The organism is Paludisphaera sp., assembly GCF_037189885.1.
Lineage (GTDB): Bacteria > Planctomycetota > Planctomycetia > Isosphaerales > Isosphaeraceae > Paludisphaera.
The window spans coordinates 1-26,238 of the sequence record NZ_JBBCIR010000107.1 but is presented as its reverse complement, the minus strand read 5'-3'; the positions used below and the strand labels follow the sequence as shown (position 1 = coordinate 26,238).

Sequence of the window (26,238 nt, the reverse complement as noted above, 5' to 3'; positions counted from 1 at the left end):
CCCCCCCCCCCCCCCCCCCCCCCCCCCCCCCCCCCCCCCCCCCCCACCACAAAAAAGCCGACCCTGCCCAGACGTGTCACCGATCGCCCCCTCATCCGGCCTTCGGCCACCTTCTCCCACGAGGGGAGAAGGAACGCTTGGCATGGGGAGGGCCTTATGGCGATGATCCGTCGACCGGTCCACGGGCGGGCGGTGTCTCCAACCCCCCCTGATTGGCATTGCCGGGTTTTGCAACTTCGTCTAAAGTCCGCGACGATCCGGGACGACCTCGGCGCGCCTCCGCGTCGTCGGCCAGGGGCCCGGGGACGCTGTTCATGGAAGAGCAGTGACGCCTCATGAGAGCTTTGCTCGGGACGATCGCGCTGATCGTGATTCTGGCCACGTCGCAGGGATGCGGGATGGCCAAGGCGCGGAACTTCCGCAAGATCCAGCATCCCGCGCCGATGGTCCGCGCCCGGGCGTTGAGCCTGGGGGAACGCCGGCCGAGCGCCGAGGTGGTCCCCGCGTTGGTCGGCCGGCTGGACGACCCGGATCCCGTGGTGCGGCTGGCCGCTCACGAGGAGCTGAAGCGTCGGACCGGCCGCGACTTCGGCTACGTCCCGTGGGCCGAGGAGCCGGAGCGTCGGGCGGGCTCGGGCCGCTGGCGCGACTGGCTCGCCGGGAAGGAACCGGGGGCGACCCCCTCGCCGCAAGCGATGCCGTCGCCCCAGGCGATGCCTTCGCCTCAGGCGACGGCGTCTCCCCAGCATCGGGCCACCACCAGGATTCGGCGGACCATCCCGCATTGAGGGCGACAACATGGCGATGATCGCGGGCGGACACGCCCCCTCGCCCCGCTGGCTCGCCCCGATCGGGCGCGTCGGCCGGCTGGCGACGGGCACCCTGAACTACCTCGGCTCGGCGGCCCTGCTGACGCTCGCGGCGGCGGCGGCGCCGGTGCGGGGGAAGGACGACGAGGACGAGCCCTCGCTCTACGCGGCGACCGTGCACGAGCTGTCGTGGATGCTCTGGGCCGGGCTCCCGCTGGTGGGGCTGGTCCACGTCGCGATGGGGTCGTTCCTGTCGATGCAGGCGTACTTCGGCAGCACGTTCGTCGACGGCACCGGCGCCGTGGTGGGCGTGGGCCTGCTGCGGAACCTCGCCACGATGATGACCGGGCTGACGCTCGCCGGCCTCCTGCCGGGTCGGATCGTCCCGGAGCTGCGCCGGGGGACCCGCGTCTCGGCCGGCCGGGCGACGGCGGCGCGGGTCGCCGCGGCGATGCTGGCTTGCCCGCTGCTGGCGCTCTGGGGCTGCGTCGTCGGGACGGTCGTGGGCTGGAAGGCGTCGGAGGCCCTGATGGGGCTGTCGACGAACATGTACTTCCTGATGCTCGTCCGGATGCTCTGGTTCCGCGACGTCGTGGGCCTGGTCATCAAGGGGGTGCTGTTCGGCGGCGTGACCGCCGTCCTGGCCTGCGCCGAGGGGCTGGCCGGCGGCGACGACGGCGACGAGGCTCCGGCGGCCGACCCTGTGGTCGCGGCGGTCGCGGGCGTCGTCCGGGCGGCGAGCCTGGCGATGGCGGCGATCCTGCTCTTGAACATGACCTGGTTCATCTTCATCTATCACGCGGTCCCGGTCTACGGGCCCTCGCTTCTGCAACCGCCGACCCCGTGACGGGGCCGCGCCTCCCCGGGCCGACCGGGGGGCCGCGGTGCCGGGAGAACGCCCGATGCATCCACGATCGTCGATGAGGGAAGTCTGGATCGGCCTGCTGGTGCTGGCGAGCCTCGCGGGGGTCGTCGCCCTGGTGGGGATGGCCAGCGACGGCCCGGGGTTCCTGGCCCGCCACGCCACGTTTGACGTCGTCTTCCGCGACGGCCAGGGGATCCGCGTCGGCAGCCCGGTGCGCATCGCCGGGCTCGACGCCGGCAACGTCGTCGACCTCTCGCTGGTCGAGGTCGAGGGGACCTTGCGGGCGCGCGTCCGGCTCTCCATGCCGGCGGTCCTCCTGAGGAAGCTGCGGCAGGACGTGAAGGTCACGATCGCGCCGGGGCTCACGGGGATGAGCCACGTCAACGTCGTCTCCTCGGGCGCGTCCGACGTGGCGCTCGTCGCCGGCCAGACGATCACCGGGGTCGAGTCGTCGTTCTTCGACCCGATCATCGAGCAGGTCGGCCTCGGCCCCCAGGAGAGGAACCACCTCAGCCACACGATCGGCGAGATTCGCCAGACGGTCGACGCCGTCGGCCCGCGGTTGCGGCAGATCCTCGCGTCGTTCGAGGACGCCTCGGGCAACGTGAAGGAGATGAGCGAGGCCCTCCGCCCGGCCGTCGAGAACACCGTGGTCAACGTCGAGGAGCTGGCGAAGCGCGTCGCCGCGACCTCGCCGCGCATCGAGGCCGCCGTCACCCGGCTCGACGTCATCACCCGGCTGGTCGAGCTGATCCTCAGCGACAACCGCGAGGACATCCGCCTGGCGATCGCCTCGGGCAAGGACGCCGTCGGCGTGGTCAAGGAAGTCCTGTCCGGCCAGCGGCCCAAGATCGACCGGACCATCGAGCAGGTCGACATGCTCGCCGCCCGCGCCAACCGAGTCGCCTACAACGCCGACGTGATGACGACCCAGGGCGCGCAGATCATGGCCAACGGCCGCGCCGACATCGAGCGGTCCATCACCAACGTCCGCGACGCCACCGACTGGGCCGACAAGCTCGTCCAGAAGATCTACACCAACCCCTTCGTCCTCAGCCCGTTCTACAAGCCCACCAACGAGGACCTTCGGGTCCAGCAGGTGTACGACACGGCGCAGGTCTTCACGAAGGGGGCGCAGGAGCTGGCCGACGCCGCCAAGACGCTCGAGGCCCTCTCCGCCCGCCCCGCCACGGCGGAGCAGCGGGAGGACGTCCAGAAGCTCCAGGCCAAGGTGCTGACGCTCACCCAGGGCCTCGGCCAGACCTCGCAACTGCTGGCCGAGGGGCTCAAGGCCCCGGCGCAGCAAGGGCGCGTCCGCCGATGACGGGGTGGCGAAGGGAGGTTTTTTCCGATTTTGACTCAACCGGCCGACGCCGGGGGTCGATAACAAGACCATCGACGTTCGACCTCGGACGTCAGACGCGGTGGTCGAAGTCCGGAGCTGAGAATCCCGGCTGACCGTCAGTCGGCTCGCTCTTCGGAGAAGAATCTCAGCCGTCCCATATCGAACGGCACCCGGATCCGCTGAAGGTCAGGCCTTCGGCCACGGCACCTTTAAGGAGGCGAACGATGGAAATCTTCGGCGCGGGGGGGGCTCAAGGCCCTCAACCCATTTTCCCCCGGCTGGCCCCGTTCGGCGTCGACTCCGGCAACTCCGTGCACGCCGGCGCCCCCAGGGACCACGTCGAGATCTCGCCGCTGGGCCAGATGCTCGACGGCATCAGCCGCCTGCCCGAGATCCGCCACGAGCGGGTCGAGGAAATCCGCCGCCAGATCGCCGAGGGGACCTACGACACCCCCGAGCGGCTCGAACTGGCCCTCGACCGCATGCTCGACGAATTCTACGGCTGATCCCGCGAGGATCCGCCGACCCGCATGAAAGCGTAACGACCAGGCCGGCCCCGGATCCGCCCCAAAGGCGATCCGGGCCGGCCTGCTGGCGTTTGAACGGGCGGTGCGTCGCTCATAAGACCCTTCCCCCCTGGCGGGGGAAGGTGGCCCGAAGGGCCGGATGAGGGGGAAGCCAAGCGAGTAGGCCGACGGGATCCCGAGCCGGTCGGACGGGCCCTCGGACTCCAGCAGCCTCCGTGCTTGTCCTCCCCCTCTCCTGACCGCTTCGCGGTCCGTCCTCCCCCGCGAGGGGGGAAGACCGATTCAGGCCCGGGCGCCGGCGCGCCGAGCCCGGCCACGCGCGCCGGGCTCGGCGCCTCGCCGGGGCGTCAGGGCTGGGGCTTCTCGACGGCGATCAGGCCGACGTCGATGTACTGGCCGCCGGCGTCCTGGTGGCAGGAGACGGCGATCACGTTGCGGCCCGGCCGGAGGGCCTGGGTGGCCTCGGGGGGCAGGGGGAAGAACTCGTAGGCCGAGGTCCACTTCGGCAGCTTGGCGACGAGCTGGCCGTTGAGGTAGACCTCGGCCTCGTCGTCGTGGTGGATGGAGAGCCAGAGCCGGCCCGTCGGCGCCTCGGCGACCTCGAACTCCCGCCGCAGGTGGATGTCGGGCGTCGTCCACTCGGTGTTGAGGATCGCGCCCGGGGTGTCCTGCTTGCCGAACCCGCTCAGGCCGGCTTGCCAGGCGGAGTCGTCGAAGTCGGGCTGGTTCCACCCCTCGGCCGGGGCCTCGGTGGTGTACTTCCACTCCTGGGGCTCGGCCTGGGCCGTGGGGGCCAGCACGGTCGACTTCATCGAGTCGTGCTCGTAGAGCCCCGCGTGCGCCGCGGCGAGGGCCTCGGCCGGGAACTTGAGCACCTCGCGGTCATAGGTCAGGAAGCCGTTGACCTCGACCTCCACGTCGGTCGTCTGGGTGTAGACGCCGGCGGAGAGGCCCAGCCCGGCCAGCACCTTCAGGCGCTCGACCAGGTCGAGGTAGCGGGCCGACAGCTCCTCGGTGTTCTTGAAGCTGACGTAGCCCCAGTTGTCCTTGTCGGAGAACGTGTGGCCCTCCACCGGCAGGCCAAGGCCGCCGAACTCGCCCAGGACGACCGCCCGATCCTCCTCCAGCGCCGGCATGCCGGGGCCGGGGTAATTGTGCATGTCGTTGACGTCGCCGACGCCGTGATCGGTCCAGCCGCTGGCGTTGTTCACCAGGCGGGTCGGGTCGTACTCCTTGGTCCAGGCGGTGACGCGCTCGGTGTCGTACTGGCCCCAGCCCTCGTTGAAGGGCACCCACATGACGATCGACGGGTGGTTGTGCAGGGCGTCGATGATCGCCTTCCACTCGGCCTCGAACTGGGCCCTGGACTCGTCCGTCTTGTTGTCGGCCGAGGGCATGTCCTGCCAGACGAGGAAGCCCATCTCGTCGCAGTAGCGATACCAACGCGCCGGCTCGATCTTCACATGCTTGCGGATCATGTTGAAGTTGAGCTGCTTCGTGACGTCGAGGTCGTACTTGAGCGCCTCGTCGGTGGGGGCGGTGAAGAGGCCGTCCGGCCACCAGCCCTGGTCGAGCGGGCCGTACTGGAACAGCGGCTTGCCGTTGAGCATCAGCCGGAGGACGCCCGCCTCGTCGCGCCCCAGCTCGATCTTGCGCATCCCGAAGTACGAGCCGACGGCGTCGTCGCCGACCGTCACCTTCAGGTCGTACAGGAACGGCGAGTCCGGGCCCCAGAGCTTGGGCTGCTCCAGCGGGATCGTGATGGGCTGGCCCCCCTTGCCGGTCGCCTGCGCGATCACGGCGTCGCCGTCGTAGACGAGGACCAGCACGTCGTCGTCGCCCGCGCCCTCGCCGGCGACCGTCGGCGTGATGGAGACGGAGCCGGCGTCGACGTCCGGGACGATCTTCAGCGAGTCGATCCGCCTCGCGGGGACGGGCTCCAGCCACACGGTCTGCCAGATGCCGGTGACGGGGGTGTACCAGATGCCGTGGGGCCGGAGCACCTGCTTGCCGCGCGGCTGGCTGCCGGTGTCGGTCGGGTCCTGGACCGCGACCACGACCTCCTGGCCCGGGGCGTCGAAGTCCAGCGCGTCGGTCACGTCGAAGGAGAACGGGTCGAAGCCCCCCTTGTGCTCGCCGACGGGCTTGCCGTTGACATAAACGGTCGCCGCCCAGTCCACGGCGCCGAAGTGGAGCAGGAACCGCGTCCCGTCGGCCGGCCTGTCCAGCGCGAACGTGCGGCGATACCACAGCGTCTCGTCCGGCTGCACGGTCTTCTTGACGCCGCTGAGGGCGGATTCGATCGGGAAGGGGACGAGGATGCGGCCGTCGAACCCTTCGGGCCTCTCGTCGGCGGCGGGGCGGACGGCGTACTCCCACAGGCCGTTGAGGTTCGTCCACTTCTCGCGGACGAGCTGCGGGCGGGGATACTCCGAGTGGACCGTCTCCGGGTCGACCTGCGCCGCCCATCGGGTCATGAGCGAGCCGGGGGCGGGCGCCCAGGCCGGCGCGTCCTGGGCGATCGTGGACGCCGGCAGCGCGAGGAGAAGCGCGCCGAGGAGGATGCGTCTCAAGGGAGCTTCCTTTCAGAATCGGATTTTTCGGACGACGGGGCCCGCGCCGGGCGGCGCGTCACCCCGGATGGGTCTGAACGCCGATTATCCCATATATGAGGCCGGGTTGCCAACGCCGTCGCTCGTCCTGGCCCCTTGCCCGCGAGCCCCGGGCGCGGCACGCTGGGGGCCGCGACGGGAGAACGAACCGAACGATCCGCGCCGACGAGGGACAAGGCATGACGAATCCGACGCGCCGCGCGTTCCTGGGGGCGGCCTCGGCCGCGACGGCCACCGCGATGACCACCTCCCTCGCCAGCCGCGCCGCGGCGGCCTTCTCGCCGAGGCCCACCGACGTCGCCGTCGAGGACGTCTCGTTCGAGTACGAGGACTACCGCTATCGCGCCCCGCTGAAGTTCGGCGGCATCGTCGTGGAGCGCGCCACGATCCTGAACGTGACCTGCGCCGTGCGCACGCGCGACGGCCGCGCGGCGAAGGGGTTCGGCTCCATGCCGCTGGGGAACGTCTGGTCGTTCCCGTCGCGCGCGCACTCGTACGACGAGACGCTCGCCGCGATGAAGGCGCTCGCCGGGAAGATCCGGGACATCACCGCCGGGCGTCGCGAGCCGGGCCATCCCATCGACATCAATCACGACCTGGAGCCCGATTATCTGAAGGCGGCCGTCGACGCGGCGCGCGAGCGGGGCCTGTCCGAGCCCATCCCCAAGCTCTGCGCGCTGGTCGTCGCCAGCCCGTTCGACGCCGCGATCCACGACGCCTTCGGCAAGGCCCACGGCCTGAACTGCTACCGGACCTACGGGCCGGAGTTCATGGATCGCGACCTGGGAGACTACCTCGGCCCCGAGTTCCGCGGCGAGCCCGTCGGCCGGTACGTCTCGCCGAAGGCCAAGGGACGGATGCCGATGTACCACCTCGTCGGCGCCGTCGACCCGATCACGGCCGAGGACGTCGAGAAACCCATCGGCGACGGCCTCCCCGAGACGCTCCCGGACTGGATCGCGTACAACGGCCTGACGCACCTGAAGATCAAGCTCAACGGCGAGGACCTGGACTGGGACGTCGCCCGCGTGGCGAAGGTCGAACGCGCCGCCGCCGCGGCCCAGGCGCGCCGGGGCGTCTCCGAATGGGCCTACTCGCTCGACTTCAACGAGCGCGCCCCGGACGTCGCCTACCTGCTGGAGTTCATCGACCGCCTGAAGGCCGAGGCCCCCGACGGCTTCCGCCGCATCCAGTACATCGAGCAGCCCACCGCCCGCGACCTGAGCGTCGTCCAGCCGGGCGAGCTCGCCCCCGCCGCGAGGGTGCTCCCCGTGGTCGCCGACGAGTCGCTGACGGATTACGAGACGCTGCTGATGGCCCGCGACCGCGGCTACAACGGCGCGGCGCTCAAGGCGTGCAAGGGGCAGAGCCACGCCGTCCTGCTGGCCGCGGCGGCCCAGAAATTCAACATGTTCCTGTGCGTGCAGGATCTAACGTGCCCCGGCGCGTCGCTGATTCACTCGGCCGGGCTCTCGGCCCACATCCCCAGCGTCCGGGCCATCGAGGCCAACGCCCGCCAGTACATGCCCGACGCCAACCGCGCGTGGGAACCCCGCTTCCCCGGCATCTTCCGCGTCACGGACGGCACCATGGACACCTCGGCCCTCGACGGCCCGGGGCTCTCGGTGGTGTGAGGACCGGCCGGGGGCGGGTCCCTCCGATGATCGTGGTCGGGGCGTTGGAGGACGATCCTATGTCGGATATCGAGGCGGGGACGCCGGGCGTGGGGAAGGGGAGCCTCGGCGTCTCGTTGTTGCTGGTCGCCTGCTGCCTCTACCTCCCCTTCGCCTGGATCCTCTTCGAGGACGCGACCGACGCGTACCGGCTCACCTGGCTGAAGCTATGGCCCATCCTGCCCGGCTTCATCCCCGGCGCCCTGTTGTTCCATCCGAACGACCTGCCCGAGTTCGCGACGATGGGGGTGGTCACCGTCGCGTTGCTCGCGGGCCTGGCCTGGCTCGGGGCCGGCGGCCGACGCCGGCTGCTGGCCGCCGCGGCGCTCGCCCTGTTGGTCTCCGTCCCATCGTCGATCTTCGCCCTGGCCGCGTTCCGGTTCTGAGCCACGAACATCCGTGGGAGGCGGGGTCGGTGCCGGGGCGTCAGAATTCGTCGGCCGAGATGACCTCCCCGCCGGCCCGGGTGAGCAGGGCGGCGAAGGTCTCGATGGAGACCGTCTCGCGGATGAAGCGGGTCGAGCCGTCGGCCATGGCGACGTTCGCGCCGCCGGGGTGGAAGGCGTAGACGGCGTAGACGTTCGAGCAGTTCAGCGCGCATCGGCCCTTGTTGACCACGCCCCCCGCGTCATATCCCCTCACGGAGAAGGCGTTGGGCTCGCCCCAGCCGCAGAGGAGGGAGCTGTTGGCCGCCGCCTGGCCCGAGCCGGGGACCATGGAACGGCCCGAGCGCCAGATTTGCGGGCGGCCGGCCGATTCCATCAGCAGGATGGTGTTGCTGCTCCCGTCGGTGATCTCGGCGATGTTCCGCCGACCGCCGTCGTTATTCCCCTGGAGCACGCCGTCGGTGCTGCCCGGCATGCCGTTGTTCATCACCGAGGGCGCCGCCCACAGGTTCGAGGAGATCCCCGTGCTGGCCGCGTAGTCGGCGGCCGCCGCCGGCCACCGGGGCATCCCCGGGCCGGGCCTGGCGGTGAACGCCGGGTTCATCCGGGGCGAGTCCGGCGTGCTCGGGCAGAGGAAGACCGCCAGGGGGAACTGGATCGCCGTGCTGTTCTCCGGCAGGTTGTAGCCGACGTTGACGTTGTACATGTTGAACAGGTTCACCTGCTCGATGTACGGGATGGTCTGCGCCCCCCAGTAGCGGGTGACCGGCCTCGTCTCGTTCATCGGGAAGCTGTTCATCGCCGAGTGGACGTTGTGCATGCCCAGCGCCAGCTGCTTCAGGTTGTTGACGCACTGGATGCGCCGGGCGGCCTCGCGGGCGGCTTGCACGGCCGGCAGCAGCAGCGCGATCAGCACGGCGATGATGGCGATCACGACCAAAAGCTCGATCAGCGTGAAGCCGCGACGACGTTCCGGGCCTGCGATCATCGAATTCTGCCCTCCGGGGCGGGATCGGTGGGTGTGGGGGCGGGGTGGGCGGTCAGGCCGGGAAGGGCGGGGGCGCGGACGCGGCGCTTGGGCTCGGTGAGCGATTCGAGGAACGCCTTCAGGTCGGCCAGCTCCCGCTTGTCCAGGCCCAGGGGCTTGAGGTGGGGCGACTTGGTCGGGAAGAGCGGGTCGTCGGCCTGCTCGGGCTTGCGCTTGAGGGTCGCCATGCCGGCGTTGTACATGTTCAGCACGCCGGTCAGCTCGAACAGGCCGTTGTGCATGTAGGGGCCGGTCGCCGCCACGTTGCGCAGGCCGGGCGTGCGGAACCGGCCGACATCCTCGGGGAGTGCCGTCACCCGGTAGCGGCCCAGATCCTCCAACTCCCGGCCGTAGTAGCTCAGGCCGAGGTCGTGGAACTGGCCGTCGCTGAACGCCGGGCCGTGGTGGCAGTTCATGCAGCGGGCCTTGCGGCGGAACAGGTCCAGGCCCAGGATCGCCTCGTCCGACATGGCGTCGCGGTCGCCGCCGAGGAACTTGTCGAACGCGCTGCGACCGCCGACGATCGACCGCTCGAAGGCGGCCACGGCCTTGGCGATCATGTCCAGGTCCACGTCCTCGGACCCGAAGACGGCGCGGAAGGAGTCGCGATACTCGGGGACCGCCGACAGCTCGCGGACGACCGAGTCGGGCGTGGCGCTCATCTCGGACGGGTTGAGGATCACCTCCCGCGCCTGGTCCTCCAGGCTCCCGGCCCGGCCGTCCCAGAAGATCGCCGGCATGTGCGCCAGGTTCATGATGGTGGGGGAGTTCCGCCGCAGCGGCTCGCGACGATGGCCGAACGCCGTGGTCCGGCCGTCGGCCCAGCCCAGATCCGGGTCGTGGCACGAGGCGCAGGAGAGCTGCCCGCTGCCGGAGAGCCTCGGGTCGAAGAAGAGCTTCTTGCCCAGCTCGACCTTCTCGGGCGTGGTCGGGTTGTCGGCCGGGGCCGGCGCGGCCGGCAATCGGCCCAGCTCGCGCCAGTCGACCCCCTCGTCGACCCAGGGGGCCGGCCACTCGCCCGACGACTTCCAGTAGATGGCCCGCAACTCCGCGGCCCGCGCCCGCCGCGAATCCTCGGACTCCGCCGGCGTCGGACCGACCGGGGCCTGCGCCCGGACGCTCGCCGCCGCCACGAGCGCGATCAACGCGACCCACGCCCAATTCCTATTGCAGGGCGTCGCCCCTCCTCGTGACCTCTTCATCGCGGGCGTCTAGACCTCTTCTCCTGGATCAATCGGTGAGACTGAGTCTCATTCACGGCGGCCGAGAGGATCAAGTTTACGACGGACCGGGACCACCCTGTCAAGAGACGTCGACGATGCCTGGGCTCGCGGCCTCGACCGGGCGCGAGGCGGCTCGGCATGGGGCGGCCCGCGGCGGGATTCGCCCGGGGCCGGTCGCATCCTTGAATCGCCCCCGCGCATGACTCTAAGATTAGGGATACGACCGGACCGCCCGCAGGGGATGCGGGCCGCGTCCTCCCCCTCTCCCGCCCGCCTCGGCGACATCGAAAAGGACGTGCGCATGGCCACCGTCACGCAGCCTCGGCCCAGGACCGCCGCCTCGTATCAGACGAAGATGCTCATCGACGGCCAGTTCCGCGACGGCGTCGAGGGGAGGACCTTCGCCACGGTCAACCCGTCCACCGAGGAGGTCATCGCCCAGGTCTCCGAGGGGACCGCCGCCGACATCGACCTGGCCGTCAAGGCGGCCCGCAAGGCGTTCGACTCCGGGCCGTGGTCGAAGATGGACGCCCGCGATCGCGGCCGGCTGCTCTACAAGCTGGCCGACCTGATCGAGGCGAACATCGACGACCTCGCGGCGCTGGAGACCCTGGACAACGGCAAGCCGCTGAAGGAGGCCCGCCACGGCGACCTGCCGCTGGTGATCGACTGCCTGCGGTACTACGCCGGCTGGGCCGACAAGCTGACGGGCGACACGATCCCCGTCCGGGGCGACTACTTCTGCTACAGCCGTCGCGAGCCCGTCGGGGTGGTCGGCCAGATCATCCCCTGGAACTTCCCGATGCTGATGGTCGCGTGGAAGTGGGGCCCCGCCCTGGCCGCCGGCTGCACCATCGTCATGAAGCCGGCCGAGCAGACCCCGCTGACGGCCCTGCGCCTGGGCGAGCTGGCGATGGAGGCGGGCTTCCCCGCCGGCGTCATCAACCTCGTCCCCGGCTTCGGCCCCTCCGCCGGCGCCCCGCTGGTGGACCACGAGGGGGTCGACAAGATCGCCTTCACCGGCTCGACCGAGGTCGGCAAGACGATCATGAGGAACGCGGCGCGGACGCTCAAGCGGGTGACGCTGGAGCTGGGGGGCAAGAGCCCGAACATCGTCTTCGCCGACGCCGACCTCGACGCGGCCGTCGACGGCGCCATGCTCGGCCTGTTCCTCAACCAGGGCCAGGCCTGTTGCGCCGGCAGCCGCCTGCTGGTGCAGGACAAGGTCTACGACGCGATGGTCGAGCGCCTCGCCGACGCGGCGAGCAAGCGGAAGGTGGGCGACCCGTTCGCCCCCGACACCGACCAGGGCCCGCAGATCGACGACGACCAGTTCCGGAAGATCATGGGCTACATCGAGAAGGGCAAGGAGCAGGGCGCCCAGTGCGTGGCCGGCGGCGGCCGCGTGGGCGACAAGGGCTTCTTCATCCAGCCCACCGTCTTCGCCGACGTCCAGGACCACATGGACATCGCCGTCGACGAGATCTTCGGCCCCGTCATGCAGGTGCTGAAGTTCACCGAGGTCGAGGAGGTGGTCAAGCGCGCCAACACGACCGACTACGGCCTCGCCGCCGGCGTCTGGTCGCGCGACATCGGCAAGGCCCACGACCTCGCCGCCCGCCTCCGCGCCGGCACCGTCTGGATCAACTGCTACGACGTCTTCGACGCCGCCGCCCCCTTCGGCGGCTTCAAGTCCAGCGGCATCGGCCGCGAGCTGGGCCACCAGGCCCTGGAGAACTACACCGAGCACAAGACGGTGACCGTCTCGCTCAAGTGACGTAACCCGGCGCCAGGCCCCCGGCCCACCATGAGCGGCCCGCGAATCCCCCTCGGATCCGCGGGCCGCTTCCGCGCGCCGAGCGGGCGGTTGCGGGCGGTTTCACAGGGGTTGTACAATCGCCGGCATCCCTTGTCGCACGTCGTTCGGCCCGGCTACAGGACTACTCATGCCCTCGGCACCCTCGCCACGCTCTCGCCTCGTCCGGCTGTTCGGGCCGATCGTCCTCCTCGGTTTCGCCGCCCCGGCCTTCGGGGACATGCCGAAGGTGCCCGAGGGGTTCAAGATCCGGCTGGTGGCGGCGGTGCCGGCGGTGACCTACCCGAGCCAGGTGGCCACGGCGCCCGACGGCTCGCTGTTCGTGGGCGAGGATCCCATGGACCAGGTGGGGCCGGCGGATCAGCCCATCGACCGCGTCATCGTCTTCAAGCCGGGCTCGCCCGAGCCCGTCGTCTTCGCCGAGGGGTTCAACGCCATCTTCGGCATGCTCTGGCACGAGGGCGCCCTCTACGTCATGAACATGCCGAACCTGACCGTCCTCCGCGACACGGACGGCGACGGCAAGGCCGACGAGCGCGTCGAGCTGTTCACCGACCTGGGCGTCCCCGCCGGCTTCCCCAACATGCTGAACGACCACATCGTCTCCGGCCTCCAGGTCGGCATGGACGGTCGCCTGTACATATCGGTGGGCGACAAGGGCGTGCCGAAGGCCGTCGGGCCCGACGGCCGCGAGGTCCAGCTCCGCGGCGGCGGCGTCCTCCGCTGCCGGCCCGACGGCACCGAGCTTGAGGTCTACTCGTCAGGTACCCGCAACCACCTGGAGCCGAACCTCGACGCCCGCGACGACCTGTTCACCTACGACAACACCGACGACGGCCTGGGCTGGTGGACCCGCGTGGCGCACCACGTCGACGGCGGCTACTTCGGCTATCCCTACGACTACCACGACCGCCAGGACAAGCTCCTCCCCTTCATGGCCGACTACGGCGGCGGCTCCCCCTGCGGCGGCGTCGTCTACGAGGAGGACGCCTGGCCCGAGGAATACCGCGGCCGCGCCTTCTGGACCGAGTGGGGCAAGCGATCCGTCCGCGCCTTCCGCTTCAAGCCCAAGGGGGCGAGCTTCGAGATCGCCGACGTCGTCGACTTCATCGAGGCCGGCGACGTGGAGAACTTCCGGCCGCTCGACCTGGCCCTCTCCCACGACGGCCGGACGATGTACGTCGCCGATTGGTCGATGGGGGGCTGGGGCGAGAAGAAGGAGAACCTCGGCCGCGTCTACGCCGTCACCTACGACGGCCCCGCCGTCGAGCGTCGGCCTCGCGGCGCCGACTCCGACCCGATCCCCGCGCTGATCGCGTCGCTGGACCATCCCGCCCGCGCCGAACGCCTCCGCGCCCAGCGCGAGCTGATCCGCCGGGGCGAGCCGGCGCTCCACGCCGCGACGAAGGCCCTGGCCGATCCCGACACCCCGGAACTCGCCCGTCGCCACCTCGTCTGGACGGTCGCCGGGATCGCCCCGCGGTCGCCGGAAGGGGCCGAGCCGCTGACGGCGGCGCTCCGCGATCCCTCGGCCGACGTCCGCGCGCAGGCCGCGCGAGCGATCGGCCTGGACTTCGGCCCGTTCGACCCCGACGCCCTCGCCGCGCTCCTGGCCGACCTCGAGCCGACGGCGAGGCTCCAGGCCGTCATCGCGCTGGGGAGGATCGGCGCGCCGTCGGCCGTGGCGGCGATCACGCCGCTCGTCGCCGACCCGGACGCCTACCTGGCGTTCTCGGCGCGCGAGGCGCTGAGGCGCGTCGGCGACTGGGAGAAGGTCGCCGAGGGGCTGAAGGCGGCCGACCCGAAGATCCGCGCCGGCGTGCTGCTGGCGCTGGAAGGCGTCTACAGCGAGGGGGCCGCGAAGGCCCTGGCCGATTTCGCCGCCGGCGAGGGCGAGCCGGCCGAGCGGGCCGCGGCGGTGGCGAAGCTGGCGGCCGTGGCCCGGCGGGAGCCGCCGTGGGACGGCAAGTGGTGGGGGACGCAGCCGGCGAAGGGGAAGGCCCCCGCGAAGACCGTCGATTGGGACCACACCCCGATGGTGCTCGACGCCCTCCGCGCACGGCTCGACGACGCGGCGCCGGCCGTGCGAGTCGCGGCGGCGGGCGCGATCGCCGAGGCGCGCGACGAGGCGTCGAAGCCGGTCGTGCGTGAGAGGTTCGCGGCCGAGACCGATCCCGACGCCCGCGCCGCGCTGGCGCTGGCGATCGGCGCCCTGCGCGACCGCGACGCCATGCCCGACCTCGCCGCGACGATCCGCGATCCCGACGGCCCGGCCGTCGTCCGCGACGCCGCGCTCAAGGCGGTGGAGGCGATGGGGGGCCGCGAGGCGACGAGCCTGCTCGTGTCGGTCCTGGACGACCCCTCGCTGGGCGACGATCGCCGGCGGGACGTGGTCGCCGCGCTGGAGCGCGCGCCGGCCGACGCCGCGACGCCGGCCCTGGTCGCCGCGCTGGCGAACCCCGCCCCCTCGGTCCGCGAGGCGGCCGTCGCCGCGCTGGCCTCGGTCCTGGGCCGCGAGCGGGGCGAATCGGCGCCGGCGGACCGCGCCCCCTCGGTCCGCGAGGCGGCCGTCGGCGCGCTGGCCGCGGTCCTGGGCCGCGAGAGGGGGGACCGCCGCGAATCGGCCCTGGCCGCGATTCGCGGGCGCGTCGACGACCCGGCGGTCGAGGTCCGCAAGCGGGCCGTCGAGGCGCTCGGCAAGCTGGAGGACGCGGCGAGCGTCCCGGCGCTGATCGCCGCGGCCGGCCGCGACGACCTGCGGTTCGAGGCCGTCGAGGCCCTGGCCGTCTCTCCCGTCGCGGAGGCGATCCCGGTCTACGTCGCCGCGCTGGGGGAGAAGAACCCCGCGCTGCGGAAGCGGGCGGCCTCGGCCCTGGCGACGCTGAGGGAGCGATCGGTGCCGACGCTGGACCAGCTCGCCGCGCGTCACGAGCTGCCGACCGCCGCGCTGGCGGACCTGCGCGAGGCCTTCTCGATCGTCGCGCCGATCCGGTCGTGGCGGCTCGTCGGGCCGTTCGCTAAGGACGCCGCGCCGCCGTTCCCGCTCGACGGCCCCATCGACCCGACGGCCGAGTATCCGGGGCTGGGCGACGACCTGGCGGGCTGGCGCGAGTCCGAGGCGCGCGATCGCCGCGGCCGCGTGAACCTGGCCCGCGCGTACGGCACGGACGGCCAGCGGAGCGTCTTCGGCGTCGCCGACCTGGAGAGCCCGTCCGACCGCGCGGCGACCCTCGCGGTGGGCTCTGACGACACGCTGACCGTCTGGGTCAACGGCGAGCGGGTCTTCGACTTCCAGGGGGGGCGGAGCTTCGACCCCGAATCCGACCGCGTCGACGTGAAATTGCGCAAGGGCGCGAATCGGATCGTGATCCGATGCGGCAACAACGGCGGGCCGTGGGACTTCTCCGTCGCCGCGTCCGGCCCGGCCGATTACGCCTTCCTGGAGGCCCCCGCGGCCGGCTCGTTCGACCCCGAGGCGTACCGCGCGGCGGCGATGGCGGGGGGCGGCGACGCGGCGAGGGGCGAGGCCCTGTTCCGCGACCTGAACGGCCTGGCGTGCGCGAAGTGCCACGCCGTCGCCCCCGGCGGCCCGACGGTCGGCCCGGAGCTGTCCAGCGTGGGCGCCAAGTACCCGCGCGACGAGATCGTCACGTCGGTCCTGTTCCCCTCGGAGAAGATCAGCAGCGGCTACGAGACCGTCGTCCTGGCGACCGACGACGGCCGGGTCTTCTCCGGCGTCCTCAAGGCCGAGACCCCCGAGGCGATCGAACTCCAGGACGCCGACGCCAAGCTGATCCGCGTCCCCGCCGAGGAAGTCGAGGAGCGCCGTCGCGGCGACGTCTCCATCATGCCCGCCGGCCTCGCCGAGGGCATCCGCCCGGCCGACTTCGCCGACCTGATCGCCTACCTGGAAAGCCTGAAGGACGCCCCGCCGGCCCCCGCCTCCGGGCGGTGAGGCGGGGGTCGCCCGGCTTGTTCCGAGTCGACGACGCCGTCGCTCAGGCGAACAGCTCGTCGACCGGCTGGCCGCCTTCGACGATCCGCATGGGGCGGCCGATGGCGGTCTGGTACTCCTTGCGGGCGTCGATGTCGAGCGACTTGCAGACGGTGGACATGAGGTCGAGGACCGTGACGGGGCGGTCCTTGACCTCCGTGCCGTCGGCGCTGGAGGCCCCGACGACCTGGCCGCCGCGGACGCCGCCGCCGGCCAGGGCGACGTTGAAGACGCGGGGGAAGTGGTCGCGGCCGGCGGTCGCGTTGACCTTCGGCGTGCGGCCGAACTCGCCCATCCAGACGATCAGCGTCCGTTCGAGCATCCCGCGCGACTTGAGATCGTGGATCAGCGCCGCGAACCCCGGCGCGACCTCGCCGGCGAGCTTGCCGACGCGCTCGTTGTTCTGCGCGTGGGTGTCCCAGCCGCCGCGGCGGACCTCCACGAACGTCACGCCGGCCTCCACCAGCCGGCGGGCCAGCAGGCATCCCTGGCCGAACGGCGTTCGCCCGTAGGCGTCGCGGACCACCTCGGGCTCCCGGTCCAGGTCGAACGCGTCCATCCGGGGCGACAGGACCATCCGGGACGTCTGCCGGTACAGCGCCCGGTGGTCGCGGACGCGGTCGGAGCCGCCGGCGCGCTCGAAGCCCGCCTTCTCCAGCCGGTCCAGCAGGCCGAGCCGGCGTTCGAAGCGGCCGGCCGGCACGCGGGCCTGGGCGTTGTCGGGCGGGCGCTGGACGTTGGGGATTGTGAACGGTTCGTGGGCCGCCCCCAGGTAGCCGGCGCCGTGGGTGGCCCCGCCGATCGCCACCATGTGTGGCAGGTCGAACGACGGATCCCCCAGCTCGGCCGCGGCGACGCAGCCGATGTTAGGGTGCCGCAGCGTGGCCGTGGGGACGTAGCCGGTGTGGAGCTGATAGTCGGCCCGCTGGTGGTTCCCCTCCCTGTTGGTCATCGACCGGATCAGGGCGATGTCGCCCATCGACCCGGCCAGCGCCTCCCAACCCTGGGCGATCGAGATGCCCGGGACGGACGTCTCGATCGCCTCGGTGCCGCCGCCGTTCTCCACCCCCGGCTTGGGGTCGAAGGTCTCGAGCTGGCTGGGGCCGCCGGCCATCCAGAGCAGGATGCAGGCGCGCCGCTGCTGGCGCATCTCGTCGGCGCGGAGGGCCAGGAGGTCGGACAGGCCGAGCGGCGCGACGCCCCCCGCGACCATCCCCGCCGCTCCCATCCCCATCGCCCGCAGGAACCCGCGCCGGCCCACGACCCCGCGGCGGTCCATCGCCACCTGAACGATGCTCGATTCGGTCCTCATGTCTCGTCCGCTCCCTTGCCGTTGTCGTCGCCGATGGGTTCAGAAGCGGCCGGTCATCGCCGCGACAGGAACTCGGTGGAGTTGATCAGGCTCCAGTAGACGTCCTCGAACGCTTCCTTCCGGTCGTCGGCCCCGGCCAGGTAGTCGCCGACGACCTCGCGCTCCTTGGGGTTGGGCTTGCGCGAGAGGACCAGCATGTAGAGCGAGTCCAGGGCCTCGCGATCGTCGGCCGACTCCGCCAGGATCCGGTTCAGCGGCGTCCCGGGGCGGGCCTGGGTCCGGGCGTGGACGATCGGGGCGTTCATCAGGAAGAGGGCCTGGGGGATGGTCCCCATCACGTCCTCCGGCAGCAGCGACGGATCCACGCCGAACAGCTTGCCGAACGGCTGTCGCAGCGCGGCGGTCTGGCGCATCCGACGCTCGGCCGCCTCCGCGGCCTGCTTCGCCTGCTTCTCCTCCTTCGGCCCCCCGGCGGAGGTCCGCACGACGTTCCGGGGCGCGGCCGAATCGGCGTCCGGCCTCGGCAGGTCGAGCGCCTGCGCCAGCGCCTCGAAGATCTGGTCGGCCCGGAGCCGACTGGGGCAGACGGCGGCCATCCGGGCCAGGCCGGCGGGGGACGAGGTCGATTTCGCCCGGCGCTGGTACGCCTCGGTGTTCAGCAGCGTCCGGAACAGCCAGCGGACGTCGTAGCCGCCTTCGCGCCACTGGTCGGCCAGGGGGAACAGGATCTCCTCGCCGTCGACCGGGCGCTCGGGGCCGATGTCGTCGACCATCTCGTAGAAGCCCTCGCCCATCAGGACCGACCAGATCCGGTTGACGTAGGCGCGGGCGAACCAGGGGCCGTCCTGGCCGGTGATGTACGAGGCGGCCAGCTCGCGGAGCTGCGCGGGGGTCAGGCCGTCGGGGATCGGCTGCGACTCGGCGGACGCGAACAGGTATTTCGGCCTCACCGGGATCGTCTTCGCCGGGTCGGCCAGGTCGGCCATGGTGTAGCGGGCGCGGGCGTTCTGGGTCACGGCGAACGCGGCGCGGACCCCGGGCGCGGGCTCGACCACGCGCCGCACCCGGGCGCCGGCGAAGAACGCGGCCAGCTCGTGGAACTGCTCGCGCTTCCACGAGTCGGACTTGTGGTCGTGGCACTCGGCGCACTGGATCTGCACGCCGAGGAACACGCGCGAGGCCTCCCCCGCGAGCTGCACGGGCGACCCGGCGTGCGCGGCGGTCAGGTTGGCCGCGCCGTTCTCGTCGGTGCGCCCCTCGGCCCGGATCATCTCGGCGACGATCTCGTCCCAGGGGCGGTCGCGGTCGAATTGCTCGGCGAGCCAGCCTTCCATCACGTCGTAGCGGACCTGCTGGGCGTTCGCGTTGGAGGCGCGGAACTGGATCACCTCGCGCCAGTAGCGCGACCAGTTGCGCCCGTATTCCGGGCTCGCTAATAGTTCGTCGATCAGCCTCGCCCGCTTGTCCTCCCGCTTGTCGGCCACGAACTCGCGGAGCCGATCGGGCGTGGGGGGGACGCCGACGAGGTCCAGGTGGACGCGGCGCGCGAACTCGGCGTCGCCGGTGATGGGGGCGGGCTTCACGTCGGGGTGGACCTTCGCCAGCCGCGCGGACACCAGCGCGTCGATGTCCGCCGGGGTCATCGTCGGGGCGACGACCGTCTTCGCGGGCCGCTTCGGCGGCTGGGGCGGCTTCCTGGCGGCCTTCTTCGCGGCGGCCTGCTTCGCCTTCGCCTTCGGCTCGACCTTGGCTTTAGCGTTCGCCTCGGGCGGCTCGGGCTTCGGCTTCGCCGGCTCCTGGCCCGACGCGAAGGTCGCGCCGCCCATGAATCCCAGGGCGATCAGCAGGACGAACTTCCGTCCCGGATGGAAGGTGCCGTCTTGCATGGCGGCCGGTCCCCCTCTTGAGGAAAGGCGACGATGGCGCGACTCGGCGCGCGTCTCTCCGACGAATATTCAACACCAGCATAGGGCGGATGGTGTCGCGGCGGGAGGAAATTTTCCGCGAGAGGGGTGAGGCGTCAGATGACCGTGATCAGCAGCGAGGTGAATACGACGAGGCTGACGATAGCAAGCATGCCGGCGGGCATGAAGCGCAGGCTGAAGGCGACGAAGCGGTAGTTGAAAAAGAACATCAGCCCCAGGGCGATGGTCGTCGCGGCCCAGAGGCCGTGCAGCGGGTTGACCAGCAGCGAGTAGAGCAAGGCGGCGACGCAGAGGATCGCGCTCGCGACCCCCGCGATGAGCGAGGCGCGGCTGCCCACTCGGTAATAGCCGATCGCGCCGCCGACGGCCAGGAAGATGGCGTACACGGCGAGGACGATCTGGGCGAAGGTGTAGGTGAACATGGCGCGTCCGGTCGGCTCGTCGTGGACCCGAACCGCCTCCCCCCGACGGAGGGGGAGGGCTTCGGGGGATTTCCCAGCATCCGGCGCGCCGCGGGCGCTCAGTCGGCGACGTCGACCCAGCCGCGCGCCTTGGCGGACTCGGCGATGGCCTCGCAGACGCGGACCTCGCGGTCGCCGTCGGCGAAGGTGGGGAAGTTGGGCGTCCCCTGGCAGCCGCCGGTGATGTAGGTGTAGAACGCCAGGTCGAGCTGCTTGAAGGCGTCGGGGAAGCCCTCGGCGTGGCCGCCGGGGTAGTGGCTGAACTCGCCGGCCTGGGCGCTCAGGATGGACGGGTCGCGGTTCATGAGCTGGTTGGGCCCGCCGCGGCGCCCCAGCCAGAGCAGCTCGGGGGACTCGCTGTCCCAGACCATGGAGCCCTCGGTCCCGCAGATCTCCAGGAACAGGCGGTTCTTGCGCCCGCCGTGCATCTGGTTGACGTGGTAGACGCCGCGGGCGCCGTCGGACAGGTGGAGCATCACCGCGCCGTAGTCCTCGGTGGTGATCTTCACCGGCTCGGTGGCCTTCTTGGCGGCGTTGGGGCCGGAGTAGGTCTCGGCGCCGCCGATGGGGCGGTTGCGGTGCTCGTGGAAGGTCGCCAGGTCGGCGTTGACCTTCTCGATGTGCTTGCCGGTGATGAACTGCGCCAGGTCCATCCAGTGGGTGCCGATGTCGGCGATGGCCCGCAGGTTGGTGTGGCCGTCGGGCTCCACCCGCCAGTTGTAGTCGTCGGCCATCAGCAGCCAGTCCTGGGTGTACGACCCGGTGACCGTCAGGATCCGGCCGAGCGCCCCGCTGGCGACGCGCTGGCGCATCTCCTGGGCCAGCGGGTAGAACCGCAGGTTGTAGTTCACGCCGGCGGCCTGCTTCGGGCGGCTCGCGGCCAGCTTCGTCAGCTCGGCCGACTCCTTCGAGCTGACGGCCAGCGGCTTCTCGCACAGGACGTGCTTGCCGGCCTCCAGCGCCGCCTTCGCGTGCTTGTAGTGGATGTCGTTGGGGGAGGCCAGGTGGACCGCGCCCACCTCGGGGTCGGCCAGCACTTCCTCGATGGTGTTGTACACCTTCGGGATGCCCATGCGCTCGGCCTGGGGGCGGGCCTTCTCGGGGGTGATGTCCAGCAGGCCGACCACCTGCGCGCCGATCCGCCGCAGGGCCTCGGCGTGGACCGGGCCGATGAAGCCGCCGCCGACCAGGGCGACCTTGGGGAGGTTGGTGAGGACGTGGGGAGCGCCCATCTTGGGGTCTTCCTTATATCTCGCGGTTCGCGGGCTCTTGTCGGGAGGGGGACGCCGGCCTTACTTGACCTCGTCGACGGCGACGGGCCGGCGCTCGACGGCGGCGATCATGGAGGCTTCCAGGACGCGCTGGGTCTGATAGGCGTCCTCGAAGTCGGGCAGGGGGACGACCGGCTCCTGGCCCCCCAGGACGCGGAGGATGTCGTACGCCTGGTTGGTGAAGCCGTGCTCGTAGCCGATGACGTGGGCGTCGGGCCACCAGTTCTCGGCGTAGGGGTGGTCGCCGCCGTGGGTGCACATGATGGTGGTCCAGCCCTGCACGGCGCGGGGGCGGGTGGCGTCGTAGTACTGGAGCTCGTTCATGCGCTCGAAGTCGAACTTCAGCGCCCCCTTGGAGCCGTTGATCTCGAAGCCGTTGCGGTTCTGGTTGCCGGTGGCCTGGCGGGCGGCCTCGAACGAGGCGACGCCCCCGCCGGAGAGCCGAGAGAGGACCAGGATGCAGTCGTCCACCGTGACCGGCCCGGTCTGCTCCGACCCGCCGACCCCCGCGGCGATGCCGCCGGCGGTGGGGCCGGTCATGAGCTTGCGCTCCTTGACGAAGGTCTCGGCGATCGCGCCGGCGACCTCGGTGACCTCCTGGCCGGTGACGAAGCGGACCATGTCGATGATGTGGGCGTTGAGGTCGCCGTTGGCCCCGGTCCCGGAGCCTTCCTTCTGGAACCGCCAGATCAGCGGGATGGACTCGTCGGCCCAGTCTTGCAGGTAGAACGCGCGCGCGTGGCGGATCGTGCCGATCGCCCCGTCCTTCACCAGCTTGTAGGCCATGGCGACGGCCGGGCAGCGGCGGTAGTTGTACCAGACGAACGTCTTCTTGCCCGAATCCTTGGCCGCGGCGACCATCTTCCGGGCCTCGTCGATCGTCCGCGCGATCGGCTTCTCGCAGGCGACGTGCTTGCCCGCCGCCAGCGCCGCCAGCGCGACCTCGGCGTGCATGTTGTTCGGGGTGACGACGTCCACCAGGTCGACCTCGGGGCAGGCGACGGTCGCCTTCCAGTCGGTCGAGGAATGCTTCCAGCCCCACACCCTGGCGAACTCGGCGGCGGCCTCGGCGTTGCGCCCGAAGACCGAGTGCATCACCGGCGCGACCGGCGGCTTGAAGAACCGGGGGATCTGGGACCAGGCGTTCGAATGCGTTCGCCCCATGAAGCCCTGGCCGATCATGGCCACTCTGACATCTGCCATGGAACACCCTTTGTCGACGAGCGGGAAGAGGACCGGCCGGACAGACCGCGCGGAGGGACGTCGGCGACGACGCAGGCCAATATAGCCGTGCCCGAAACCCCGTCCAAGGCCCGACCGCCCCGACCCGACGCCCCGGCGACCCTCTGCTGGTCGGGGGAGTTGGCACCATCCGGCGCCGCTCGTCCGCCGATCCCCCGCCGTCGTCACGCCGGCTTCCCAGGTCGCCACGCTTCCGAGCGGACGGGCCTCGGCCGGACGAATTCAGCCACCCCCCTGGACGGCCCCGACCTGGCCGGATCGATGGCCGCCCTCCACGGGACGCGCGAGGAGGGCGGAGACATGAACCGACACCGGGCCTCGCCCGTCGGGCCTCGCCTGGCCCCGCCACGGAGCCGGACCCGCGGAGCTTCCCGACATTCCTGGCCGAGCCCGAATTCCGGTACAATCGAGGCGACGAGCCTCCTCCTGGGCGGGCTCCACAGAGTTGAACAAGCTTTACGGACCGATACCCGCCAGGGCCTCCCGCCCTGGAAAATCCCCGGTCGCCAGCATAAGGGCACGATTCGCATGGGACGAATCTTCGAGAAGCGCAAGGCGTCGATCTTCAAGACCTCAGCCCAGAAATCCAAGCTTTTTTCCAAGTATGGAAGACAGTTGTACATGGCGGCCAAGAACGGAGTGCCCGACCCGGATGCCAATCCGGCCTTGCGTGCACTCGTCGAGAAGGCCAAGCGCGACAACGTGGCCAGCCACGTGATCGACAAGGCGATCCAGAAGGCCGCCGGGGCGGGGGGCGAGGATTTCCAGCCCGCGCGCTACGAGGGGTTCGGCCCGGGCGGCTCCTTGCTCATCGTCGATTGCCTGACCGACAACAATACTCGCACCATCTCCGACGTCCGCAATTGCTTCGGCAAGACGGGGTCCAAGCTGGCGGCCAATGGATCCGTCGTCATGTCCTTCGACCACCTGGCGGTCTTCTCCTTCGCCGGCGACGACGAGGAGAAGGTGATCGAGGCCCTGTTCGCGGGAGACGTCGCCGTCGAGGACGTCGAGTGCAAGGATGGGTCCATCACGATCTTCGCCCCCCCCGCCGAGTTCTACAAAGCGAAGATGGCCCTGCTAGAGGCGTTCCCCGGCCTCGATTTCGAGGTCCAGGTGATCACTTTCCTCCCGCAGTCGAGCAAGACTCTCGGCGCGGACGACCTGGTCGTCTTCGAGAAGCTGCTGGGCATGCTCCACGATTGCGACGACGTGCAGGAGATCTACCACAACGTCGAGCTTCCGGGCGAGGACGCGCCCTGATAGAGCCGTCTCGCCGCGTGGCGACCCAAGGGCCGGCGCGCACTTATTGGCTGACGCGATCCGCCGCTCATTCCAACGGGATGCCTCCGCGGGACGTCACTCAGGTGGACACGATGGCCGCCCCCACGTGACGCCCGAGAGGGCAGAAATATCAACTGGTACCGAGGATCTGCAATACGCTTATGGGGGGCGCATCGTGGCGGATGGGTGGTTTGGTCCAGGGGGGAGAGCCATGTTGTCTTCCGACGGTAATCCCCCGATTGACACCTTGTGTGAGAACGTGTGGTATGCCGTTTACTTACGATGGGCCCGAAGGTGAGTCAGTCTTTCGTACCTTCCTCCACGGTCTGGTCGCGGCCCCAGGGGTGCCTGTCGAGGAAGCGGTCGCGACCCTCCTCTCGCCGATACGTGAAAAGCTGGACGAACTTGAAAGTCTTCATGATTTCCAGCAAGGCATCCTCTTCGGTGCCTTACTCGTGGAGTACACCTTGGACCAGATGCTCAAGGGCCTGATGCCCGGGTTTGATCAGGTAAAGCACCTTAGTTTCTCGGTAAAAATCAAGATTGCGCGAGCGTTGTCGATCTGCCCGCGTAGGATCTTGGAGGCTGCGGATTCGATTGGAATTGCAAGGAATAAGATCGCGCACAACCTGGGGTACCGCTCCTACACCGACCTGCCCACGGAAATTAGAAACAAGGTTGAGCACGGGAGAAGGGGGTTCTACGACCCTCCCACATCCGCCCCCGTGGAGGAGGGCCTCAATCAGTTCATCTTTCTGGCGATGTTCACCGCCAGTGCCTTGCTCGTATACGCCAATCACTCGCGGCATCTTCGTGACGCGATCGAAGAACACGGTTTCATCCCCGCTCTGCTGGCGAAGGCTCATCCGCAGGGCGATTGCGCCACGATGGGTGATTTGCGAAGCTCTTGACGATCGGCGTTCGTGGACTGGGCGGGGGCTCGGTTGCGGGAGGCCGACGGCCAAGGTCTTCAATCATGTCGCAGCCGCCTCCCGAGCCCGATCTCGGGTCTCCGTCGATCCGCCTTCAAGACCACTTCGCCAGCCTGACCGACCCGCGTCGTCGCAAGGTGACGTATCCGCTGGTGAACGTCGTGACCATCGCGGTCTGCGCCGTGATCTGCGGGGCCGACGACTTCGTCGCCATCGCGACCTGGGGGCGGCTGAAGCGGGACTGGTTGGAGACGATCCTCGACCTGGAGGCCGGCGTCCCGTCGCACGACCGATTCAACGCGATCTTCCAGGCCCTCGACCCCGGGGCTTTCGAGAAGTGCCTCCTGGGCTGGATCGCCGAGCTTCACGAGACGACCGCGGGCCAGGTCGTGGCGATCGACGGCAAGACCTTGCGGGGGAGTTTCGACAAGGCGTCGGGCGAGTCGGCGATCCACATGGTGTCGGCGTGGGCGACGGCGAATCGACTGAGTCTCGGGCAAATCGTCGCCGATGCTAAATCGAACGAGATCACGGCGATCCCGGCGTTGCTGAAGCTGCTGGAGTTGAAAGGCTGCCTGGTGACGATCGACGCGATGGGCTGCCAGACGGCGATCGCCGAGGCGATCCTGGCCCGCGAGGCCGACTACGTGCTGGCGGTGAAGGACAACCAGCCGACGCTGCATCGGGCGATCGAGGACTTCTTCACGAGTCGCATGGAAGACGATTTCGCGCAAGTCGCGGCGGGCCGGTTCGAGACGAAGGAGAAGGGCCGCGGCCGCGTCGAACACCGGGCCTACTACATCTGCGACGCCCCGGCCGACCTGGCCGACCGCGGGCGTTGGAAGGGCCTGGCGGCGATCGGCGCGGCGATCAACATCACGACCCGCGACGGCAAGCAGACCGACGCCGTGCGCTACTACATCCTCAGCCGCCGCCTGGAGGCGAGAGAGTTCGCCGACGCGGTCCGCTCGCACTGGGGCATCGAGAATTCGCTGCACTGGCAACTCGACGTCACATTCGGCGAGGACGCCTGCCGCGTGCGTCACGGGTTCGCCAGCGCCAACCTGAGCGTCGTGCGCCGCGCCGCCTTGGGCCTGCTCAAGAACGAGACCTCCGAGAGGATCGGCGTGCAAAACAAACGCCTCGCCGCCGCGTGCAATACCCGCTACATGGAGAAAGTGCTCACCGGATCATGATTTATGGTGCAATCGCCCTGGGCTCATCCGCCGGCGGGGCCTGCGGCCTGAGGCTGCCATTAGCCGCCTCACGCCGATTGATAGCGCGTAAGGAAACCCGGTGTCAGTACGAGTTTTCGCTCCACCGAAGCGCGGCCTGGATTCTGGTTAGGAAGATTGGTGCCGAGTCTGGTTGGTTCTCCCTCTCCCTCGGGACCGCCTAGGCTCTGTCTGATGGGCTGACTCATGCCGTCAGCAGTCGCAAGTATCGCTGCACCATGGCCCATTGCACCGTGGCCAGGTAATTGACGGCCAGCTTGTCGAAGCGTGTCGCCACCGCCCGGCACTCCTTCAACCAG

19 protein-coding genes are annotated in these 26,238 nt (G+C 70.3%); 11 read left to right on the top strand and 8 right to left on the bottom strand.

Annotated elements, in window-relative coordinates; translation table 11 throughout:
• Positions 1 to 335: 335 nt before the first annotated feature.
• The 4 genes from WG209_RS23995 (at position 336) to WG209_RS23980 (ending at position 3,525) form a co-directional block, all read left to right on the top strand.
• A complete protein-coding gene (locus tag WG209_RS23995) occupies positions 336 to 788 on the top strand; it encodes a HEAT repeat domain-containing protein (RefSeq protein ID WP_337177641.1) in 453 nt (150 codons plus the stop codon).
• A gap of 10 nt (positions 789 to 798) precedes the next feature.
• On the top strand, positions 799 to 1,656 hold the full coding sequence (locus WG209_RS23990; protein ID WP_337177640.1) for an ABC transporter permease: 858 nt from the start codon (positions 799 to 801) through the stop codon (positions 1,654 to 1,656).
• Positions 1,657 to 1,711: 55 nt separating this feature from the next.
• Complete coding sequence (locus tag WG209_RS23985; protein ID WP_337177639.1) at positions 1,712 to 2,998, top strand: MlaD family protein; 1,287 nt, start codon at positions 1,712 to 1,714, stop codon at positions 2,996 to 2,998.
• A gap of 245 nt (positions 2,999 to 3,243) precedes the next feature.
• Positions 3,244 to 3,525: a flagellar biosynthesis anti-sigma factor FlgM gene (locus WG209_RS23980; protein ID WP_337177638.1), complete on the top strand. Its 282-nt coding sequence runs from the start codon at positions 3,244 to 3,246 to the stop codon at positions 3,523 to 3,525.
• A 368-nt stretch (positions 3,526 to 3,893) separates the two neighbouring features.
• On the opposite strand, the gene WG209_RS23975 is transcribed toward WG209_RS23980, so the two are convergent.
• Positions 3,894 to 6,119 (bottom strand): sugar-binding domain-containing protein, encoded by a 2,226-nt coding sequence (locus WG209_RS23975; protein ID WP_337177637.1) that lies wholly within the window; start codon positions 6,117 to 6,119, stop codon positions 3,894 to 3,896.
• 218 nt (positions 6,120 to 6,337) lie between these two features.
• Here WG209_RS23975 and WG209_RS23970 point away from each other — a divergent pair, with 218 nt between their 5' ends.
• Together WG209_RS23970 and WG209_RS23965 are read left to right on the top strand one after the other, a co-directional pair.
• Positions 6,338 to 7,792: an enolase C-terminal domain-like protein gene (locus tag WG209_RS23970; protein ID WP_337177636.1), complete on the top strand. Its 1,455-nt coding sequence runs from the start codon at positions 6,338 to 6,340 to the stop codon at positions 7,790 to 7,792.
• A 59-nt stretch (positions 7,793 to 7,851) separates the two neighbouring features.
• Complete coding sequence (locus WG209_RS23965) at positions 7,852 to 8,217, top strand: hypothetical protein (RefSeq protein WP_337177635.1); 366 nt, start codon at positions 7,852 to 7,854, stop codon at positions 8,215 to 8,217.
• 40 nt (positions 8,218 to 8,257) lie between these two features.
• On the opposite strand, the gene WG209_RS23960 is transcribed toward WG209_RS23965, so the two are convergent.
• Both WG209_RS23960 and WG209_RS23955 read right to left on the bottom strand, forming a co-directional pair.
• Positions 8,258 to 9,205 (bottom strand): DUF1559 domain-containing protein, encoded by a 948-nt coding sequence (locus tag WG209_RS23960; protein ID WP_337177634.1) that lies wholly within the window; start codon positions 9,203 to 9,205, stop codon positions 8,258 to 8,260.
• On the bottom strand, positions 9,202 to 10,389 hold the full coding sequence (locus WG209_RS23955) for a cytochrome c peroxidase (protein WP_337177633.1): 1,188 nt from the start codon (positions 10,387 to 10,389) through the stop codon (positions 9,202 to 9,204). Before WG209_RS23955 ends, WG209_RS23960 begins: the two co-directional genes overlap by 4 nt.
• 379 nt (positions 10,390 to 10,768) lie before the next feature.
• Here WG209_RS23955 and WG209_RS23950 point away from each other — a divergent pair, with 379 nt between their 5' ends.
• Both WG209_RS23950 and WG209_RS23945 read left to right on the top strand, forming a co-directional pair.
• Entirely contained in the window at positions 10,769 to 12,244 is a 1,476-nt protein-coding gene (locus WG209_RS23950; RefSeq protein WP_337177632.1) for an aldehyde dehydrogenase family protein, read from the top strand.
• Between the two features lie 169 nt (positions 12,245 to 12,413).
• Complete coding sequence (locus WG209_RS23945; protein ID WP_337177631.1) at positions 12,414 to 16,238, top strand: PVC-type heme-binding CxxCH protein; 3,825 nt, start codon at positions 12,414 to 12,416, stop codon at positions 16,236 to 16,238.
• A gap of 43 nt (positions 16,239 to 16,281) precedes the next feature.
• Here the strand turns inward: WG209_RS23945 and WG209_RS23940 are convergent, their stop codons facing one another.
• The 5 genes from WG209_RS23940 to WG209_RS23920 all read right to left on the bottom strand — a co-directional run bounded on the left by WG209_RS23940 (position 16,282) and on the right by WG209_RS23920 (position 22,449).
• Positions 16,282 to 17,589, bottom strand: coding sequence for a DUF1501 domain-containing protein (locus WG209_RS23940; protein WP_337177630.1), 1,308 nt, complete (start codon positions 17,587 to 17,589; stop codon positions 16,282 to 16,284).
• 53 nt (positions 17,590 to 17,642) lie between these two features.
• Positions 17,643 to 19,475 carry a DUF1549 domain-containing protein gene (locus tag WG209_RS23935; protein WP_337177629.1) on the bottom strand — a complete coding sequence of 611 codons (1,833 nt, stop codon included), beginning with the start codon at positions 19,473 to 19,475 and terminating at the stop codon, positions 17,643 to 17,645.
• Positions 19,476 to 19,609: 134 nt separating this feature from the next.
• The gene (locus WG209_RS23930) at positions 19,610 to 19,936 is read right to left on the bottom strand and encodes a TMEM14 family protein (RefSeq protein ID WP_337177628.1); all 327 of its coding nucleotides are present in this window, start codon (positions 19,934 to 19,936) and stop codon (positions 19,610 to 19,612) included.
• Positions 19,937 to 20,034: 98 nt separating this feature from the next.
• Entirely contained in the window at positions 20,035 to 21,207 is a 1,173-nt protein-coding gene (locus WG209_RS23925; RefSeq protein WP_337177627.1) for a Gfo/Idh/MocA family oxidoreductase, read from the bottom strand.
• A gap of 60 nt (positions 21,208 to 21,267) precedes the next feature.
• Positions 21,268 to 22,449, bottom strand: a complete 1,182-nt coding sequence (locus WG209_RS23920) for a Gfo/Idh/MocA family oxidoreductase (protein ID WP_337177626.1) — start codon at positions 22,447 to 22,449, stop codon at positions 21,268 to 21,270.
• A gap of 567 nt (positions 22,450 to 23,016) precedes the next feature.
• Here WG209_RS23920 and WG209_RS23915 point away from each other — a divergent pair.
• From WG209_RS23915 to WG209_RS23905, 3 genes are all read left to right on the top strand, one after another.
• Complete coding sequence (locus WG209_RS23915; protein WP_337177625.1) at positions 23,017 to 23,751, top strand: YebC/PmpR family DNA-binding transcriptional regulator; 735 nt, start codon at positions 23,017 to 23,019, stop codon at positions 23,749 to 23,751.
• A gap of 287 nt (positions 23,752 to 24,038) precedes the next feature.
• Positions 24,039 to 24,683: a hypothetical protein gene (locus WG209_RS23910; protein WP_337177624.1), complete on the top strand. Its 645-nt coding sequence runs from the start codon at positions 24,039 to 24,041 to the stop codon at positions 24,681 to 24,683.
• Positions 24,684 to 24,748: 65 nt separating this feature from the next.
• A complete protein-coding gene (locus WG209_RS23905; RefSeq protein ID WP_337177623.1) occupies positions 24,749 to 25,900 on the top strand; it encodes an ISAs1 family transposase in 1,152 nt (383 codons plus the stop codon).
• Positions 25,901 to 26,238: the final 338 nt, after the last annotated feature.